This is a genomic window from Providencia rettgeri, assembly GCF_023205015.1.
Classification (GTDB): domain Bacteria; phylum Pseudomonadota; class Gammaproteobacteria; order Enterobacterales; family Enterobacteriaceae; genus Providencia; species Providencia rettgeri_E.
This window is the reverse complement of sequence record NZ_CP096258.1, coordinates 2,504,484-2,521,682: the sequence shown is the minus strand read 5'-3', so window position 1 is coordinate 2,521,682 and position 17,199 is coordinate 2,504,484. Positions and strand designations below refer to the sequence as shown.

Annotated in this window: 9 protein-coding genes and 1 pseudogene; 1 reads left to right on the top strand and 9 read right to left on the bottom strand. The window is 43.4% G+C overall.

Going from position 1 to position 17,199, the window contains the following annotated elements:
• The first annotated feature begins 89 nt into the window (after positions 1-89).
• Positions 90-887 (top strand): bifunctional hydroxymethylpyrimidine kinase/phosphomethylpyrimidine kinase, encoded by a 798-nt coding sequence (thiD, locus tag M0M83_RS11540; protein WP_213912608.1) that lies wholly within the window; start codon positions 90-92, stop codon positions 885-887.
• 46 nt (positions 888-933) lie between these two features.
• On the opposite strand, the gene yegS is transcribed toward thiD, so the two are convergent.
• The 9 genes and pseudogenes from yegS to mgtE form a co-directional block, all read right to left on the bottom strand.
• Complete coding sequence (yegS, locus tag M0M83_RS11535) at positions 934-1,833, bottom strand: lipid kinase YegS (protein WP_248466609.1); 900 nt, start codon at positions 1,831-1,833, stop codon at positions 934-936.
• Between the two features lie 462 nt (positions 1,834-2,295).
• On the bottom strand, positions 2,296-3,681 hold the full coding sequence (yegQ, locus tag M0M83_RS11530; protein ID WP_248466608.1) for a tRNA 5-hydroxyuridine modification protein YegQ: 1,386 nt from the start codon (positions 3,679-3,681) through the stop codon (positions 2,296-2,298).
• Positions 3,682-3,809: 128 nt separating this feature from the next.
• The gene (gene baeR, locus M0M83_RS11525; RefSeq protein ID WP_248466607.1) at positions 3,810-4,523 is read right to left on the bottom strand and encodes a two-component system response regulator BaeR; all 714 of its coding nucleotides are present in this window, start codon (positions 4,521-4,523) and stop codon (positions 3,810-3,812) included.
• Positions 4,520-5,908, bottom strand: coding sequence for a two-component system sensor histidine kinase BaeS (baeS, locus tag M0M83_RS11520; protein ID WP_213912612.1), 1,389 nt, complete (start codon positions 5,906-5,908; stop codon positions 4,520-4,522). The genes baeR and baeS overlap by 4 nt, the downstream gene beginning before the upstream one ends.
• A complete protein-coding gene (mdtC, locus tag M0M83_RS11515) occupies positions 5,898-8,999 on the bottom strand; it encodes a multidrug efflux RND transporter permease subunit MdtC (protein WP_248466606.1) in 3,102 nt (1,033 codons plus the stop codon). The genes baeS and mdtC overlap by 11 nt, the downstream gene beginning before the upstream one ends.
• Complete coding sequence (locus tag M0M83_RS11510) at positions 8,999-12,121, bottom strand: MdtB/MuxB family multidrug efflux RND transporter permease subunit (RefSeq protein ID WP_213912614.1); 3,123 nt, start codon at positions 12,119-12,121, stop codon at positions 8,999-9,001. Before M0M83_RS11510 ends, mdtC begins: the two co-directional genes overlap by 1 nt.
• Entirely contained in the window at positions 12,121-13,365 is a 1,245-nt protein-coding gene (locus M0M83_RS11505) for an MdtA/MuxA family multidrug efflux RND transporter periplasmic adaptor subunit (RefSeq protein ID WP_213912615.1), read from the bottom strand. The genes M0M83_RS11510 and M0M83_RS11505 overlap by 1 nt, the downstream gene beginning before the upstream one ends.
• Before the next feature lie 250 nt (positions 13,366-13,615).
• Positions 13,616-14,968 (bottom strand): MFS transporter, encoded by a 1,353-nt coding sequence (locus tag M0M83_RS11500; RefSeq protein WP_248466605.1) that lies wholly within the window; start codon positions 14,966-14,968, stop codon positions 13,616-13,618.
• Between the two features lie 585 nt (positions 14,969-15,553).
• A pseudogene (gene mgtE, locus M0M83_RS11495) lies at positions 15,554-16,825 on the bottom strand (magnesium transporter); the annotation flags it as partial.
• Positions 16,826-17,199 lie beyond the last annotated feature (374 nt).

Genomic DNA, 17,199 nt, shown 5'->3' with positions numbered 1-17,199 from the left:
AGGCGGTTTTATTGTTTGATTTAAAATGATTTCAGTAAACCTCGCTTATCAATCTATTCTATTGTTTTAGCCGAAAAGGGGAGTCACTCATGAGGATCAATGCGTTAACCATCGCCGGAACAGACCCATCGGGTGGGGCGGGTATTCAGGCGGATTTAAAAACTTTCTCAGCATTAGAGGCTTATGGTACGAGCGTGATGACGGCATTGGTGGCTCAAAATACTCAAGGCGTACAATCTGTCCAAGACTTACCCCCTGAATTTGTGGCGGCACAATTAGATTCTGTTCTCAGTGATGTGCGAATTGATAGTGCAAAAATCGGCATGTTGTTTAATCAAAGTAATATCGTAGTGGTGGCGAATGCGCTGAAGCAATATCCAATTCCGTATGTGGTATTGGATACTGTAATGGTGGCTAAAAGTGGCGACCCGTTATTATTACCGGATGCCGTTGATGCACTACGCCAACAATTATTACCTCTTGTTTCGATTATTACACCGAACCTTCCTGAAGCTGCGGTATTGCTAGACGAAAAAGTTGCACAAACAGAAAGCCAAATGTTGACTCAGGGGTATAAATTACTGGAAAAAGGTTGCCAAGCGGTGTTGATGAAAGGCGGGCACCTAAGTGATGCTGAAAGCCCTGATTGGTTAATCACACCTGAAGGTGAATGGCGCTTTACCTCTATTCGTGTAAATACTAAAAATACCCATGGTACTGGATGTACTTTATCGGCGGCTCTGGCTGCATTGCGTCCTCGTTGCACTGATTGGCAAGAAGCGGTTACGCAGGCTAAAGCCTATTTACAAGCTGCGTTAGAGCAAGCGGACAGTTTAGAAGTCGGGAAGGGGATTGGCCCGGTCCATCACTTCCATGCATGGTGGTAGTCTGTAATGATTGAAAGCCCGAATACTAGGGCTTTCTCGCTATATTTTAAGCTAATAAGTTACATTGAGGTGGTAACCGACACTGAATAGCATTCGGCTGCACTGCGAACGTAAAGGTATCTCCCGATAATGGCTCACCATCAAGGTTTAAGATCATATCGTGAGGGGATGAGATTTTTACCCATGACAAGTTTTTTTCAACTAAGTGTTCGTTTTTATCGGTTGAAAACAAATTCGATAAAAACGCGGGTATGACATCCCTTGACGGAATGATCAGTAAATTCAATGCGCCGTCATTAATCAGTGCTTGCGGTGTTAGTTGCTGCCCTCCGCCCGCTTGGCGGCCGTTTCCGACTGCGATGACCAACGTTTCACCTTCCCAACTAAAGTTTTCACCCTCAATGCGGCAAATATCCGTTTTCAGCGTATCAGGGCGCAGTAAGCCATTTATCACGTAAGCAGCTCCGCCTAATGCTGATTTCAATGCTTCAGGCGTTTCGGTGGTAATACGCGTCCCAAAGCCACCCGTTGCCATATTGAGAAAATAATATTGCTTATTGACTTGCGCAATATCAATGGGGATGGCTTTACCTTTTAATGAAAGTGCTAAGGCGGCTTCAATATCCATAGGAATATTCGCGCTGGTGGCAAAATCATTTGCTGTACCCATAGGAAGAATGCCTAAAATAGGGCGAGAGTCACTTGGGAACTTCATCAGAGTACTGGCAACCGCATTCACTGTGCCGTCACCGCCCGCGGCAATGATAGTATCAACACCGTTTTTTATCGCCTGAGAAATAAAATAATACGTGTCATTCAGTTCCCACGGAATACGGACTTGAATTTGATGGCCTTCATTACGTAAGTGAGTAATGGCCTTTCGCAGCTCAGCGTGATTGGCTTGTTTACCATTAAGGATAATCATGGCTGACTGATATTGATTCATATATACCCATCCATTCGGTTTAACATATGTCAAATATTCGTTAAAATGAGTATAAATGGATTTATAAGATATTGATGAGCTTATTTTAGATTTTTTACAGTAGTAGCGTTAACAAGATAAATGAAATAAAAATTGCAGATAAAAGAAATGGCTAGCTCAAGGGAGATTGAGCCAGCCAAGGAGGTGGTTCCTAGTCTTATTTTATGACTTTCTAGTTCTTCGTTTTCGATAGTGACTATACGATATTGAATAGCCAATTGATGTGATCTGTTGTATAAAATTGGATATTCAGCGCACTTTTTAATGTAAATGTCAATAACGCGAATGATTCTCATATAAGAAAAAGCATATAAAGTAAAATAATATCATATTATAGATAAAAAAAAGCCAAAATATCAAAACGTTAAACGATGAGATTTTGGCTTTTAGCGAACAAACTATTTAAAAAATACGGAGTGGCAGTTAGCCTACAATTTGCTTTTCTGCCTGAGTTTGGTGAGGTGCTCGGGTCGTTGTGCCTGCTAGGTTACGGATCAACAAGCCAAAATTAACATCGACATCTTCAGGGATAGGGAGGTAAACCACATGGCCGTTACCTGGTGCAACATCAATTGCTTCACCTTTGCGGTTTGTTAAGGCATCTAAGGTAAAGACAATATTCCCTGCAGGGGTCATCATTTCTAGGCTATCACCGACACTAAATTTATTTTTTACATCAACTTCAGCCATACCATCAATACGTTTACCTGTAAATTCACCCACAAATTGTTGTGTGTCAGAAACAGAATAACCATATTCATAAGTTTGGTAGGCATCATGGGTGTGACGACGTAAGAAGCCTTCAGTATAACCGCGGTGTGCTAACCCTTCTAAGGTGGATAGCAACGTTGGGTCAAAGGGTTTTCCTGCAACTGCATCATCAATTGCACGTCGATAGACTTGTGCTGTACGAGCACAGTAATAAAATGATTTTGTACGGCCTTCAATTTTTAATGAGTGAACGCCCATTTTTGTTAGGTTTTCAACGTGCTCAATTGCGCGCAAATCCTTCGAATTCATAATATACGTGCCGTGTTCATCTTCAAAGGCGGTCATATATTCGCCCGGACGTTTGGCTTCTTCTATCATAAAGACTTTATCTGTTGGCGCACCAGCACCTAAGGTTGGCGCTACATTTTGGACTGGGATAGGTTCATGCACATGGACAATATTACCTACATCGTCTTCTTTACCTTCTTGTACGTTGTATTCCCAGCGGCAAGCATTGGTGCACGTCCCTTGGTTTGGGTCACGTTTATTGATGTACCCTGACAGCAAGCAGCGGCCAGAATAGGCCATGCACAGCGCTCCGTGAACAAATACTTCAAGCTCAATTTCAGGCACGTGTTGGCGAATTTCAGCAATTTCTTCAAGGGATAATTCGCGGGATAAAATCACCCGTGTTAAGCCCATCTGTTTCCAGAACTTCACCGACGCCCAGTTAACAGCATTCGCCTGCACAGATAAATGAATATCCATCTCAGGAAACGCTTCACGAACCATCATAATAAGGCCAGGATCTGACATAATCAATGCATCTGGGCCCATTTCAATGACAGGGGTTAAATCACGAATAAAGGTTTTTAATTTCGCATTATGGGGCGCAATATTCACGACCACATAAAACTTTTTACCCAGCTCATGGGCTTCTTGAATGCCTTTAGCTAAGTTTTCGTGATTAAATTCGTTATTGCGTACGCGTAGGCTGTAACGAGGTTGGCCTGCATAAACGGCATCTGCGCCATACGCAAAGGCGTAGCGCATATTCTTTAAAGAACCGGCAGGGGACAAAAGCTCTGGTGTAAACATGGTTATTCTCTATCTGATATCAAGTCAGCACTCACTCTTAGGAGAGAGTATTTTTAAAGGATGAGGATTTTACTCCTATTTGATAAAAAAACCAAATATCCCACAAGAACAGTATGTCTATTGGTTGATTAATATTCATCCCAACGGTAGCCAAGGCCATAAATTGAGCGAATAAAGGTTTTTTCGTTATCGAGAGATTCCAATTTACGGCGTAAATTTTTGACGTGGCTATCAATGGTACGATCAGTGACTACCCGGTGGTCGTCATATAAGATATCCAGTAGCTGATCACGAGAAAACACCATACCCGCATTATCAGACATAAATTTGAGTAACCGAAATTCAGCGGGTGTCAGTTCAAGTAACTGTGAGCCATAGCGTACTTGAAAGGCATTTTCATCAATAATTAGTTTGGTTTGATTATCATTATTCGTTTGGCTGTTGTACGCCGCCATATTTGGCTGGCAACGACGTAAAATGGTTTTGACACGAGCCACAACTTCTCGCGGGCTAAAGGGTTTACAAATATAGTCATCAGCCCCAATTTCTAACCCTAGCAAACGATCAATTTCTTCTGTTTTTGCGGTCACCATAATAATGGGAACATCACTAAATTTTCGCAATTCACGGCATACGGATATGCCGTCCATACCGGGCAACATTAAATCTAATAAAATAAGTGCAGGTTGATGCTGCTTAACATAATCGATGACTTCATCACCACGCGCAATTAATGCGGGTTGATAGTTTGCAGCGTGTAAATAGTCAAACAGCAGTTGGCCTAATTTGGGTTCATCTTCCACAACCAAAATAGGGATATTACTCTGTTCAGCCATGATCATAACCCTTTATCTTTTAATTGAATCGGTAAATTAATGGTAATTTTGACACCACCTAATGATGACGGTGCCGCAGAAATTGTACCATGGTGAGCCTCAACAATATTATAGCAAATGGCCAGGCCTAAACCGGAACCACCACTGGCGCGATTACGAGAGCCTTCAGCGCGGTAAAAACGTTCAAATAAATGTTGGCATTGTTCAGCAGTAAGCCCTGGGGCGCTATCTTGCCAAATGATATTGAGCTGGTTTTGGTCTTGTGTGACTTGAACGTCAATTTTACCGTGTGGATCCGTATAGCGTAAGCTGTTTTCCATCAAATTATAGAACAACTGGGTGATGCGGTCAGGGTCTGCAAACACGTTGCCTTGTGCAATAAATTTTCGTTCAACCGAAAGTTGTTGGTCTTCTAACCGCCAGCGAGCTTGGCCTATTGCCATTTCAATTAAAGGAATGATATCGGTAAGTTGCATACGATAGACCAATGAGCCTCTATCCGATAACGAGAGCTGGTGGAGGTCATTAACCAGCTTAATTAAAGTTTGGGTTTCATTGAGTAGGGAATTAATTGTTTCGGGCGTGGCTTGGCGAACACCATCTTGCACCGCTTCTAACTCACCGCGTAAAACTGACAATGGGGTGCGGAGCTCATGGGAAATATCCGCCATATAATCACGCCGCATTTGTTCGTTTTTTTCGAGGGTCGAGGCCAGATGGTTAAAATCTTTAGCCAGTTGCCCAAGTTCATCGCGGCCAGACTCAGGAACCCGTGTAGTGAAATCACCATTAGCGAGCTGATTTGTTCCTTCGAGCAAACGCTTGATGGGTCTTAAAAAGCTACGAGCAAGAAATAATGTGGCAATAAGGGCCACAAATAAAGACAGCCCAGCGATGATCCAGCTGGTGTACATTTGTTTGGTATCAAAACGGCGGTCAAGGGCACTGCTAATGCCCGTTTCATAGCTGGCAACAAGCCAGCCTACGGTATCACCACCGCTGGTAATAATGGGTTCACGCAAGACTTTACTAGGTAAAGGTGTGTCTTGCCCGAAAATGAGCCTGTTCTGTGTATCATAAACCCAAAAAGTTGTTCGCCAACGCTGGCGCATAGGACCGCGGTGTTGTTGATGCTCTACCGAGCGCAAAATACGAAAAAAAATGCGTTCATTACCAATCAGAAAACCCCAATTGCCCATCTCTTCATATTGTTCCGCAAGGGCGGAAGAAACCAGTTCTACACGCTGCTGGTCATTTTCTTTTATATAATCAATAAAGCCGTGTTGAAAGCTCATGCGTACGCCTTGGTGCATAATCAGCACTAGCAATAAGCATGTTGCAAAAATAGCTAAAAAAAGGCGAGTACTCACACTATTCAACCTAAGCTTCATGGTTATTCTCCGCGATTTTTTGCGTTAATGACTTTTTGCGCTGCCAACGTTGCCTTAAGCTATCAAAACTTAAATACACAACAGGCGTGGTAAATAAGGTCAGTAATTGGCTCATTATTAAGCCACCGACAATGGTGATCCCGAGAGGTTGACGTAGTTCTGCTCCATCACCACTACCTAACATTAACGGTAACGCACCAAAAATAGCGGCGAGTGTCGTCATTAAAATAGGGCGAAAACGTAATAAACTGGCGCGGAAAATGGCTTCTTGAGCGGTTAAACCCGCTGTTCTTTGTGCTTGAATAGCAAAGTCCACCATAATAATGGCGTTCTTCTTGACGATCCCAATTAATAGCATGATGCCAATTAAGGCGATTAAACTAAATGGCGTATCAAATAACTCAAGGGCTAATAATGCACCGACACCTGCAGAGGGAAGGGTTGATAAAATAGTCAGTGGGTGAATATAACTTTCATATAATATACCCAGAACCAAATAAACGGTCACAATGGCGGCTAAAATTAAAAACAATTGTGACTGTAAGGTTTCTTGGAATATTTGTGCCGTTCCTGCAAAAGTGCCTCTTACCGTCGATGGTACGCCAAGTGCAGTCATGGTTTTTTCAATTTCGACAATGGCATCATTTAAGGTATAGCCGTCCGCAACATTAAACGCGATAGTGGATGAAGCAGATAGCCCTTGGTGATTCACGCTTAATGGGGCATTCGCCGGCTGCCAACGCGCAAAATACGACAGTGGGATCGCTTCACCTGTTTTATTGATAACAAACATCTTATCGAGAGAGCTAACATCTTGCGTATATTCAGGGGCAACTTCCATCACTACTTTATATTGGTTCATTGCCTCATAAATAGTGGAAACTTGGCGCTGACCAAATGCATTGTTGAGCAAGCTGTTGGCTTCACGGACATCGATACCTAGCTGGGCCATTAAGTCCCTATCGTAGGTGATAGCCATTTCTGCGCCTTTGTCTTCCTTATCCGAGTTCACGTCGGTCAGCTGTGGCAATTCACCGAGTGCTTTACGAATGGCGGGTTCCCAGTCACGCAATGCTGAAAGTTCATCTGCAAGCAGGGTAAACTGGTAACTGGCATTGGCCTGTCGACCTCCCACACGAATATCTTGTACTGGCATCATAAACAGGTTAGCCCCAGGCTCATTGGCTAATTTCATGCGTAACCGATTAATGACTTCAGCTGAACTTTCAGTACGTTCACCCAGTGGTTTTAATGAGATATACATAAAACCGCTGTTTACTCGGCTACCGCCAGTAAAACCGGTGACATTATCCGTCGCTGGGTCGGCTTTAACTTGCTGCATAAAACGGGTCATTTTTTCTTTCATTGACTGAAATGAAATACTTTGGTCTGCGCGAACAAAGCCCAGCACACGGCCGGTATCTTGTTCAGGAAAGAAAGTTTTTGGAACGGTAATATACAGATAAACGTTTAAGCCGATTGTGGCAAATAGCACCGCGAGAACACTACGGCGATGTTCGAGTACCCATTTTAAAGCGACGCCATAACTTTCTTGCAAGCGCAATAACACACGGCCAAACCCGCGATGCTTGGCTTTGACGTTGTGAGGGCGTTTCTTCAGTAAATAAGCACACATCATGGGGGTGAGCGTTAGCGAAATCACCAACGAAATACCGATAGCGGTTGCAAGGGTAATGGCAAACTCACTAAATAAGCGACCGACGAGCCCATCCATAAGCAGTAGCGGAATAAAAACAGCCACTAAGGAAATACTCATGGAAACGACGGTAAAGCCGACTTCATGCACGCCTTTAACCGCCGCAATAAACGGTTTTTTACCATTTTCGATATGACGCGAGATATTTTCCAATACGACAATCGCATCATCGACCACAAAGCCCGTCGCAACCGTTAATGCCATCAATGACAAGTTATTTAAACTAAAGCCACATAAATACATGGCCGTAAAAGTTCCAATCAATGAAACGGGGACGGCAATTGCAGGGATCAAAGTAGCGCGACCTGAACGTAAGAACAGCAGCACAACGAGGATCACCAAAGCAACGGCAATCAGCAAGGCGCGTTCCACTTCAGCTAAAGACGCACGGATGGTCGGTGTCCGGTCTTGTGCCACTTTTAGCTCAATGGCGGCTGGGATCATGTCATTGAATTCAGGTAATTCATCACGAATTCGATTCACTGTCTCAATGATATTGGCACCCGCCTCGCGGCGAATAACAATCAAAATAGCCGGTTTACCGTCTGCCATACCGGCAGCCCGTACATTTTCAATGGAATCTTTAACATTGGCGACATCGCTGAGTTTAACGGCATTACCTTGGCTATAATGAACAATAATGGGTCGATAATCTGCGGCTTTTTTTAATTCATCATTGGTCTGCACCTGATAACGCTTTTCATCATCATTGATGTAGCCTTGTGGTTGGCGAACGTTTGCACTACTAATGGCTGAGCGCACGGCATCAAGGGAAACCCCTTGATTAAATAGGGCGGTTGGGTTGAGTTCAACCCGAACTGCAGGGAGCGAACCTCCCCCCACTGAAACTTCACTAACCCCCTCAATCTGCGCAATTCGCTGGGCTAAACGCGTCGACGCTATATCATAAATTTCGCCAGTACCCATAGTATCTGAGGTCATGGTTAAGATCATAATTGGCGCATCAGACGGGTTTGACTTGTAATAACGTGGACGGCTTGGCATACCGCTGGGCAATAAGTTTTGTGCAGCATTAATCGCGGCTTGCACTTCACGTGCCGCGTTATTAATGTCTTTGTCGAGATTAAACTCAAGGGTAATAGTGGTTCGCCCAAGCGCACTGCTTGAGGTCATTTCGCTGATCCCCGCAATACTGCCTAAAGAGCGTTCAAGTGGCGTCGCAACCGAGGACGCCATGGTTTCGGGTGATGCGCCAGGAAGTGACGCTGTCACGTTGATCACAGGGTAATCCACTTGAGGCAACGGAGAAACCGGTAAAAATAGAAAACTTAAGGCACCACACAAGGTAATCGCAACGCTGATAAGCGTGGTCGCTACCGGGCGGCTAATAAATAGAGCAAAGAAGCGCTTCATTATGACACCTGTGCCTTCTTCGCTTGGCGACGGTCTTTAAAGTAATGAGAAAGACGGTCGAACAATAAGTAAATCACTGGTGTGGTAAATAGGGTAAGGATTTGGCTCATAATTAAGCCGCCAACCATACAAATACCTAACGGTTGACGTAATTCTGCACCGACACCGGTACTTAACATTAATGGTAAGGCACCCAGCAATGCCGCCATGGTGGTCATCAAAATTGGGCGAAAACGCAGCAAGCATGCTTGGTAGATGGCATCATAAGGGGACATTCCCTGTTCACGCTCTGCCGCAAGGGCAAAGTCAATCATCATAATGGCATTCTTTTTCACGATACCAATTAGTAAGATGATGCCGATGACCGCAATAACATCAAGGTCTTTCCCGGCCATCATTAAAGCGAGTAGTGCACCAACCCCGGCTGTCGGTAGGGTAGACAAAATAGTAATCGGGTGAATGAAACTCTCATATAAAATGCCCAATACGATATACATTGCCACAATTGCAGCTGCAATTAGCCAGATAGTACTGCTTAACGCAGCTTCAAAGGCTAAAGTTGCCCCTTGGAATTGCGTGGTAATAGATTTTGGCATAGCAATTTGTGATTCGGCCAATTTCACGGCATTGACGGCAGACTCAAGCGAAGCGCCATCCGCCACATTAAACGAAAAGGTCACTGCGGGAAATTGGTCGAGGTGATTAATGGCTAATGGCCCATTACCTTCTCGAATGTTCACTAAGGTGCTCAATGGGACAATGGCACCATCAGTTCCTTTTAGGCGGATATCATTCAGCGCATCCATACCATCACGGGTTTGTGTGTCATGTTCTAATATCACTCGATATTGATTTGACTGCGTATAGATAGTCGAAATCATTCGCTGCCCAAATGCATTATATAAAGCGTTATCAATGGCTGACATCGTGATACCAAAACGGCTTGCTGTATCGCGGTTCACATTCACATAAGCAACTAACCCTTTATTTTGCCAATCACTACTGACATCAGTGAGTTCAGGTTGTTGGTCTAGGGCGTCTAACAAGCGTGGAACCCAAGTGGTTAATTCCTCTAATGAACCGGCTTGTAAAGTGAATTGATACTGCGTTCGTGCCACTTGCGTATCGATGGTGAGATCTTGCATGGGTTGCAGATATAAATTCACCCCAGCAATGTTATCCACGGATTGTTGTAGACGGTCAATAATCGCCACAACCCTGTCTTCACGCTCATCAAGGGGTTTTAGGGTAATTTGTAAGCGCACATTGTTTAATGTTGGGTTGCTGCCATCAACTCCCACATAGGTGGTGACATTGTCGACCGCGGGATCGGCTAATAGTTTTGATGCGACTTCTTGCTGCTTTTGCGCCATTGCATCAAAAGAAATGGATTGACGGCTTTCAATTGAGCCTTGAATAATTCCACTATCTTGTAATGGGAAAAACCCTTTTGGGATCCACATATACAGCAAGACAGTCAGTACCATGGTGCCTAGCGCCACTGAAAGCGTTAACCATTGGTGGTTGAGAATACGTTTTAACCAAATTGCGTATCCAGCAACCATACGGTCAAAGAAACGCTCGCACGCTAACTCGAAACGATTATGCTTATGTTGTGATTCCGGTTTTAATAAACGCGCGCACATCATTGGCGTTAACGTCAAAGAGACGACCGCGGAAATCAAAATCGCCACAGCCAAGGTAATGGCAAATTCACGGAATAACCGACCGACAATATCCCCCATAAATAACAGCGGGATTAACACCGCAACCAAGGAAAAGGTAAGGGAGATAATGGTAAACCCGATTTCACCCGCCCCTTTGAGTGCAGCGACCAGAGGTTTATCGCCTTGTTCTAAGTAGCGGGAAATATTTTCAATCACCACTATCGCGTCATCGACCACAAAACCGGTGGCGATGGTTAAAGCCATTAGGGTGAGGTTATTGACAGAAAAACCGCAAAAATACATCACAGCAAAGGTACCAACGAGCGATAGGGGTACGGCAATGCCCGGTATCAAAGTGGCAATTCCATTGCGTAAAAACAAATAAATTACCATCACTACGAGGGCGATAGCTAACATTAACTCAAATTGTACATCATTAACGGAAGCACGAATGGTACTGGTTCTATCGGTTAAAATATCGACATTAACCGATTTAGGTAAACTTTCAATCAGTTCAGGCAGCAGGGAACGAATGGTATCAGTGGTTTCAATGACGTTAGCACCGGGCTGTCGTTGAACATTGATCACGATCGCTTGTTCATTATTAGCCCATGCCCCTAAATAGGCATTTTCAGCCCCTTGTGCAATCGTTGCAATATCGCCCAAACGCACTGGTGCCCCATTTTGAAAGGCCACAATAAGTTGACGATAGTCGTCAAGTGACTTCATTTGGTCGTTAGCAGACAGCGTTACCGCCCGCGTTGGGCCATCGAAACTCCCTTTTGCGGAGTTGACGTTCGCATTGTTAATGGCAAGGCGGATCGTTTCGCTATCTAATCCTTTGGCTGCCATGGCTTGCGGGTTGATATTCACGCGAACAGCAGGGCGCTGGCCGCCCGCTAAGGTGACTAAGCCCACCCCATTGACTTGGGATATTTTTTGGGCAATTCGCGTTTCAATAATATCCTGCACTTGCGTTAACGGCATCGCATCAGAGGTAACCGCTAAGGTGAGTACAGGCGGGTCAGCAGGGTTAACCTTATTATAAATAGGAGGATAGGGTAAGTCAGAAGGCAGTAAGCTACTGGCGGAATTAATCGCAGCTTGGACTTCCTGTTCCGCGACCTCTAAAGGTAACGTTAATTGGAACATTAACGTGATAACTGATGCTCCTCCTGAGCTTTGCGATGACATCTGTTTAAGACCTGACATTTGCCCAAACTGGGTTTCCAATGGGGCAGTCACCGCAGAGGTCATCACATCGGGGCTGGCTCCCGGGTAAAGGGTAACAACTTGGATCGTCGGGTAATCGACTTCGGGCAGGGCTGAAACAGGTAAGAAACGATAGCCGATGATCCCTGCAAGTAATATAGCCACCATGAATAATGTGGTAGCAACAGGGCGCAAAATAAATAAACGAGAAGGCCCACCGCCTTTTAACATTTCAGGCTGCATTACGCTTTCTCCGCGCTATTCGGTTTACCTTTGCGGGACTCTTTTTTGGCAATGCTTTCAGGGGTAACGACTTCAACCGTTGTGCCATCCGTGAGTTTATCAACACCATCGGTGATGACTTTGGTATTTGCAGCAAGTCCGCTTTCAATAACCACTTGTTGGCTGTCTTGCATACCCACAGTGACATTGTGTTTGCTGACTTTATTATCATCACTCAATATCCAGACATAATGGCCTTCATTGCCCATTTGCAGGGCAGCGGTTGGGATCACGACGGCATTTTGCAGCGTTTCAACTTGCATCTTCACGTTAACAAATTGATTTGGAAAAAGTTTTTCTTCTTCGTTAGTAAAGCGCGCTTTTATTTTAAGCGTGCCTGTTGCCGCATCAATTTGGTTATCCGTACTGAGTAGCTCACCACTTGCGATAAGTGCGATATTGTTTCTGTCCCAAGCTTCAATCAACACTTTCTCACCAGAGGATTGGGCCTGCTGGATCGCGGGAATATCGCCTTCAGGTAACGCAAAAAGGACATTTGCAGGTTGAGTTTGCGTGATAACAACAAGAGGGGTTGAGGTCCCCGCAGAGATAAAGTTTCCGACATCCACTTGTTTTAAACCAACACGCCCTGAAATGGGGGCGGTAATTTTACTGTAGGTTAGCTGCAGTTTGGCGTTGTCGACGGCTGCTTGGTCGACTTTAATACTGCCTTGTGCCTGTAAGACCGCCGCTTTTTGGTTATCTAGCTCTTGTTGCGAAATCACTTTCGTGCCAGCAAGTTTTTGATAACGAACTAAATCTAATTGCGCATTCGCTAATGTTGCTTTGTCTTTAGCTAGTTGGCCTTCCGCTTGTGATAGCTGAACTTCAAATGGGCGGGGGTCAATCTGTGCCAATAAATCGCCCTTATTAACGTGTTGCCCTTCGGTAAAATACAACTGCATTAACTGGCCTTCAACACGGCTGGTTACGGTGACAACATTTGCAGCTTGTACTGTGCCTAAACCCGATAAAAAGCGTGGAACCACTTTTTGCTCAGCCACGGCAAACTGCACAGGGGCTAAAACACGCGGTGGGCGGCCCATCGCGCTTCGTTGTGAATTTGGTTTTGCTACAGCATTAGTAGATTGTGTATCTGATTGTTTTTCTTGATGATAAAAATACCAAGAGGCGCCAGCTGCCGCAATAATGGCAATAAAAATGGCAGAGCGAATAAAAGGTTTGCGTTGTTTTTGTTTATTCATTTTGGGTAATTCGCTTAACTCAAAAAAGTGGATGAGATCCATTAGACAGTATAATAAAAAACTAACAAAAAAGAGTCAGTTAGACATATTAGTAGTTTAACGTGATAGGTACAAAGAAAAATGGAGGAAATATGAATAAGTGTCAATTTTTGTACTTATCGACTTCTATGCTTGTAAAAGCGGGGGGAGGGGAAATTAACTGCTTTCCTGAAATAAGGTTTGCACCCTAATTAATAGGGTGCAATAGATTTTACAGACTAGAAGCGTTTAGGACTGCAGATTTTTCGCTTGAAGACTCAGAATTGACTGTCCAACCCTTCCAAGATAATGGGATAAAGGCTACGGCAACGGCTAATAATGAGACGCCAGCGACATAATAAGCCGGTGCCATGTGAGACTGCTGCAACCAAGCACCAGTCAATATTGGTGTTAAACCACCAAAAATTGCATAAGCCACATTGTAAGCGAATGACAGGCCAGAATAGCGAATTTCAGGTGGGAATGCGCGTGTACTGATAATCGGTGTGGTTGCAATCGCACCAACAAAGAAGCCCATTAATGCATAGTTAAAAATCAATATACTTGCAGCGATATCAGAGGATAATGACGAATAGAAATAAATTGCGGTTACGGCTAATCCGCCCCACGATAACGTCATTGATGTACGTGTGCCGGTTTTATCGCCTAACCAACCCCAGAAGATACAGCCTAATGTTAAGGTTAAAGTTGCTGCGCAGTTGGCTTGCAATGCAATATTACGGTCAATGTGATAGATCCCTTTTAACACGACGTCAGGTGTCATTAAAATAGTGACAACGATGGCTGTTGATAATGACCAGGTCAGCGCAGCGGTGATCATACAAGCTTGTTTATGGGATTTAATGACGGTTTTGACTGGCAACTCTTGTGACAAGGCCTTTTTGGCTGCCAGCTCTTTGAATATCGGAGTTTCTTGTAAAAAACGACGTAAATACACAGAGGTAAACCCAAAAACACCACCAAGAATAAATGGAATACGCCATGCAAAATCATGGATCTCAGTTGTGGTATAAGAGCGCTCAATAATAATGGCAACGATAGAGCCTAATAAAATACCACCGGTGATCCCAGAAGTGAGTGTACCGACACCTAAGCCATAACGTTGTTTTGGTGTATGTTCTGCAATAAATACCCAGGCACCTGGCATTTCGCCACCAATCGCGGCACCTTGCATAATGCGCATTAACAGCAGTAATAATGGCGCTGCAGCACCAATGGTTTCAAACGTTGGTAAAAAACCAATGACAAATGTTGGGAATGCCATTAAGAAAATACTGAGGGTAAACATTTTCTTGCGGCCAATTTTATCCCCGAAGTGAGCCATGATAATGCCACCAAGAGGGCGAGCAAGGTAACCTGCTGCAAATAGACCCAGTGTTGCCATTAGCGCGAGAAATTCGTTATCCCCTGGGAAAAATAGTTGGGAAATAATTTTTGCGTAAAAAACAAAGATAACGAAGTCATAAAACTCAAGAGTTCCCCCTAAAGAGGATAAACCTAATGTTTTATAGTCTTCTTTGCCCAAAGGCCTCGCAGAGGGCTGGCTGGCGGTTTGCGGTGTCATTATAGTTTCCTTCTAACTACCTGAAATACTAAATTTACATAAATTAAAAATAACAAGTATTGGCTCATATTAATGAGCTAATGTTTATATTGGCACAGATAAGAGGTATAAAACGTTGGATGGGTATAACTTAGTTTAATACACAGTATCTTTTTTGCATGTGTATATTTATAGCAGGAAATTCTATATTCTGTAAACCTCAACCCCAAAAACAAGCTCAACATTCCAATTAGTTTGTTTTTATTGGTCTATTAGTTTGTCGCGATGATAAATAACCTTATATGATGTCAATAATATTAATTTTGCAGAATATCGTATATTTAAATTAGCTAGTTATAGTGTTAATTATATTTAATTTAATAAATTCTTACTGAATTACCGTAAACAAATATAACCTAATTATTTTTTATTATTATTAGTTTTATTAATCTAGATAAACTAAATAACTATGAATTTATTAAGTTAATAGATAAATAAAATGGCTGTTTGCGGAATTTTGGTTTTTTAGCTGGGTTTTGTTATTGGCGGGAGTGTTTTATAATTCGCACGCGCCCAACTGAAAAAAAAGGCGCGTGCAAAGCAAATTTAAACGAGGAAGAGAGTTGCTAAGCCAAGGAAAATAAAGAAACCGCCTGTGTCTGTGATAGCGGTGATCATCACACTTGAACCGATAGCAGGATCTTTGCCCATTTTCAGCATAATGAGAGGGATTAGCACCCCCATAATCGCGGCCATTAACAAGTTTAAAATCATCGCTAATGTCATGACTGCGCCCATCGCAATATCACCATATAGGAAATAGGTGACCACCCCCATTATTCCTCCCCAAACAACCCCATTAATAAAGGCGACGCCAAGCTCCCTTAACATTAAGAAAGAGAAACTGTTGTTTTGTATTTGGTGCAGGGCAATGGCACGAACAATCATGGTAATGGTTTGGTTCCCCGTATTACCGCCAATTCCGGCAACAATAGGCATTAATGTGGCTAAAGCGACTAATTGGGAAATGGTATCTTCAAAAACGCCAATCACACGAGAAGCGACAAAAGCGGTACATAAGTTAATGGCCAGCCATGTCCAACGGGTTTTAACGGCTTGGCCGACAGGGGCGAAAACGTCTTCTTCAGGGCTTAACCCCCCCATACGACGAATGCTGTTATCATTTTCTTCACTAATATTATCAACGATATCTTCAACCGTTAAGCGGCCCATTAGTAGGCCGCTGTTATCAACAACAGCCGCAGAAATTAAGTCATAACGTTCGAACGCACTCGCTGCATCTTCCCCTTTTTCATCCGGTAAGAAGGTGACAGTGTCAGTTTTCATCACATCAGCGACTATCTTTTCAGGGGATTGCGTTAAAATAGTGGTTAGTGGTAATTCACCTTGCAGATAATTATTGTTATCGACAACGAAAATTTTATCGGTTGCTTCTGGGATCTTGCCGCGTTGACGTAAATAACGTTGAACGGTCTTGAGCGTTACATTTGGACGTACCGTGACGAATTCAAAATCCATCATTTGGCCGACGCTATCTTTCGCATATTGTAAAACTTCGCGAATGCGGCTACGTAGGCTAGGCTCTAAATAAGTGAGGAGCCGGCGCATGGTGTCACGAGGTAAATGCTCAGCAATATAAGCTTGTTCATCAACATGTAAGTTAGCAACTGCGCGAAGAAGCTCTCTGTCAGACATATCCTTAATTAGGCTATCCCAAACAGAAACAGAAGCTTCAACTAACACTTCACCACGCTCGTTATTATCAACTAGGCGCCATAATGCTAAACGCTCATCATAAGGAAGCATTTCTAAGATATCGGCGATATCTGCAGTATGTAAATCAAGTAGCAATTCTTTTACAAGACTAATTTTTTCACTAATTGCTTTGTCATCAATACTGACGTGTTGGTCATTTTCAACAAGCGCATGGACGAACTCTTCGTCATCTAAAAATAGCGTCAGGATTTGCTGACGAATATGCGCCAGTTTTTGAGAATGCGGGTTGACTGTTGGCAACGCATCGGTTGAGAAAGCAGATTGTGACATTTTAATCCTTAAAGCAATAGCAGCGCAAAAGCGCTTTTTATGAATTCGTCTGCGAGCGGACGAAATTTATTATCATTATTGTCGCCTATTTAAATAATATATCAAATAGTTGAGTCAAATAAGCGGTGATTTTCAAGTCATCAAAGATGAATAATAAGAACAAATCACTACAATAATGGCCGCAA

Coding starts and splice junctions, on each gene's coding strand:
- baeS (WP_213912612.1), bottom strand. CDS start 5,908: ATGAAGCTTAGGTTGAATAGTGTGAGTACTCGCCTTTTTTTAGCTATT.
- yegS (WP_248466609.1), bottom strand. CDS start 1,833: ATGAATCAATATCAGTCAGCCATGATTATCCTTAATGGTAAACAAGCC.
- M0M83_RS11510 (WP_213912614.1), bottom strand. CDS start 12,121: ATGCAGCCTGAAATGTTAAAAGGCGGTGGGCCTTCTCGTTTATTTATT.
- M0M83_RS11500 (WP_248466605.1), bottom strand. CDS start 14,968: ATGACACCGCAAACCGCCAGCCAGCCCTCTGCGAGGCCTTTGGGCAAA.
- thiD (WP_213912608.1), top strand. CDS start 90: ATGAGGATCAATGCGTTAACCATCGCCGGAACAGACCCATCGGGTGGG.
- yegQ (WP_248466608.1), bottom strand. CDS start 3,681: ATGTTTACACCAGAGCTTTTGTCCCCTGCCGGTTCTTTAAAGAATATG.
- baeR (WP_248466607.1), bottom strand. CDS start 4,523: ATGATCATGGCTGAACAGAGTAATATCCCTATTTTGGTTGTGGAAGAT.
- mdtC (WP_248466606.1), bottom strand. CDS start 8,999: ATGAAGCGCTTCTTTGCTCTATTTATTAGCCGCCCGGTAGCGACCACG.
- M0M83_RS11505 (WP_213912615.1), bottom strand. CDS start 13,365: ATGAATAAACAAAAACAACGCAAACCTTTTATTCGCTCTGCCATTTTT.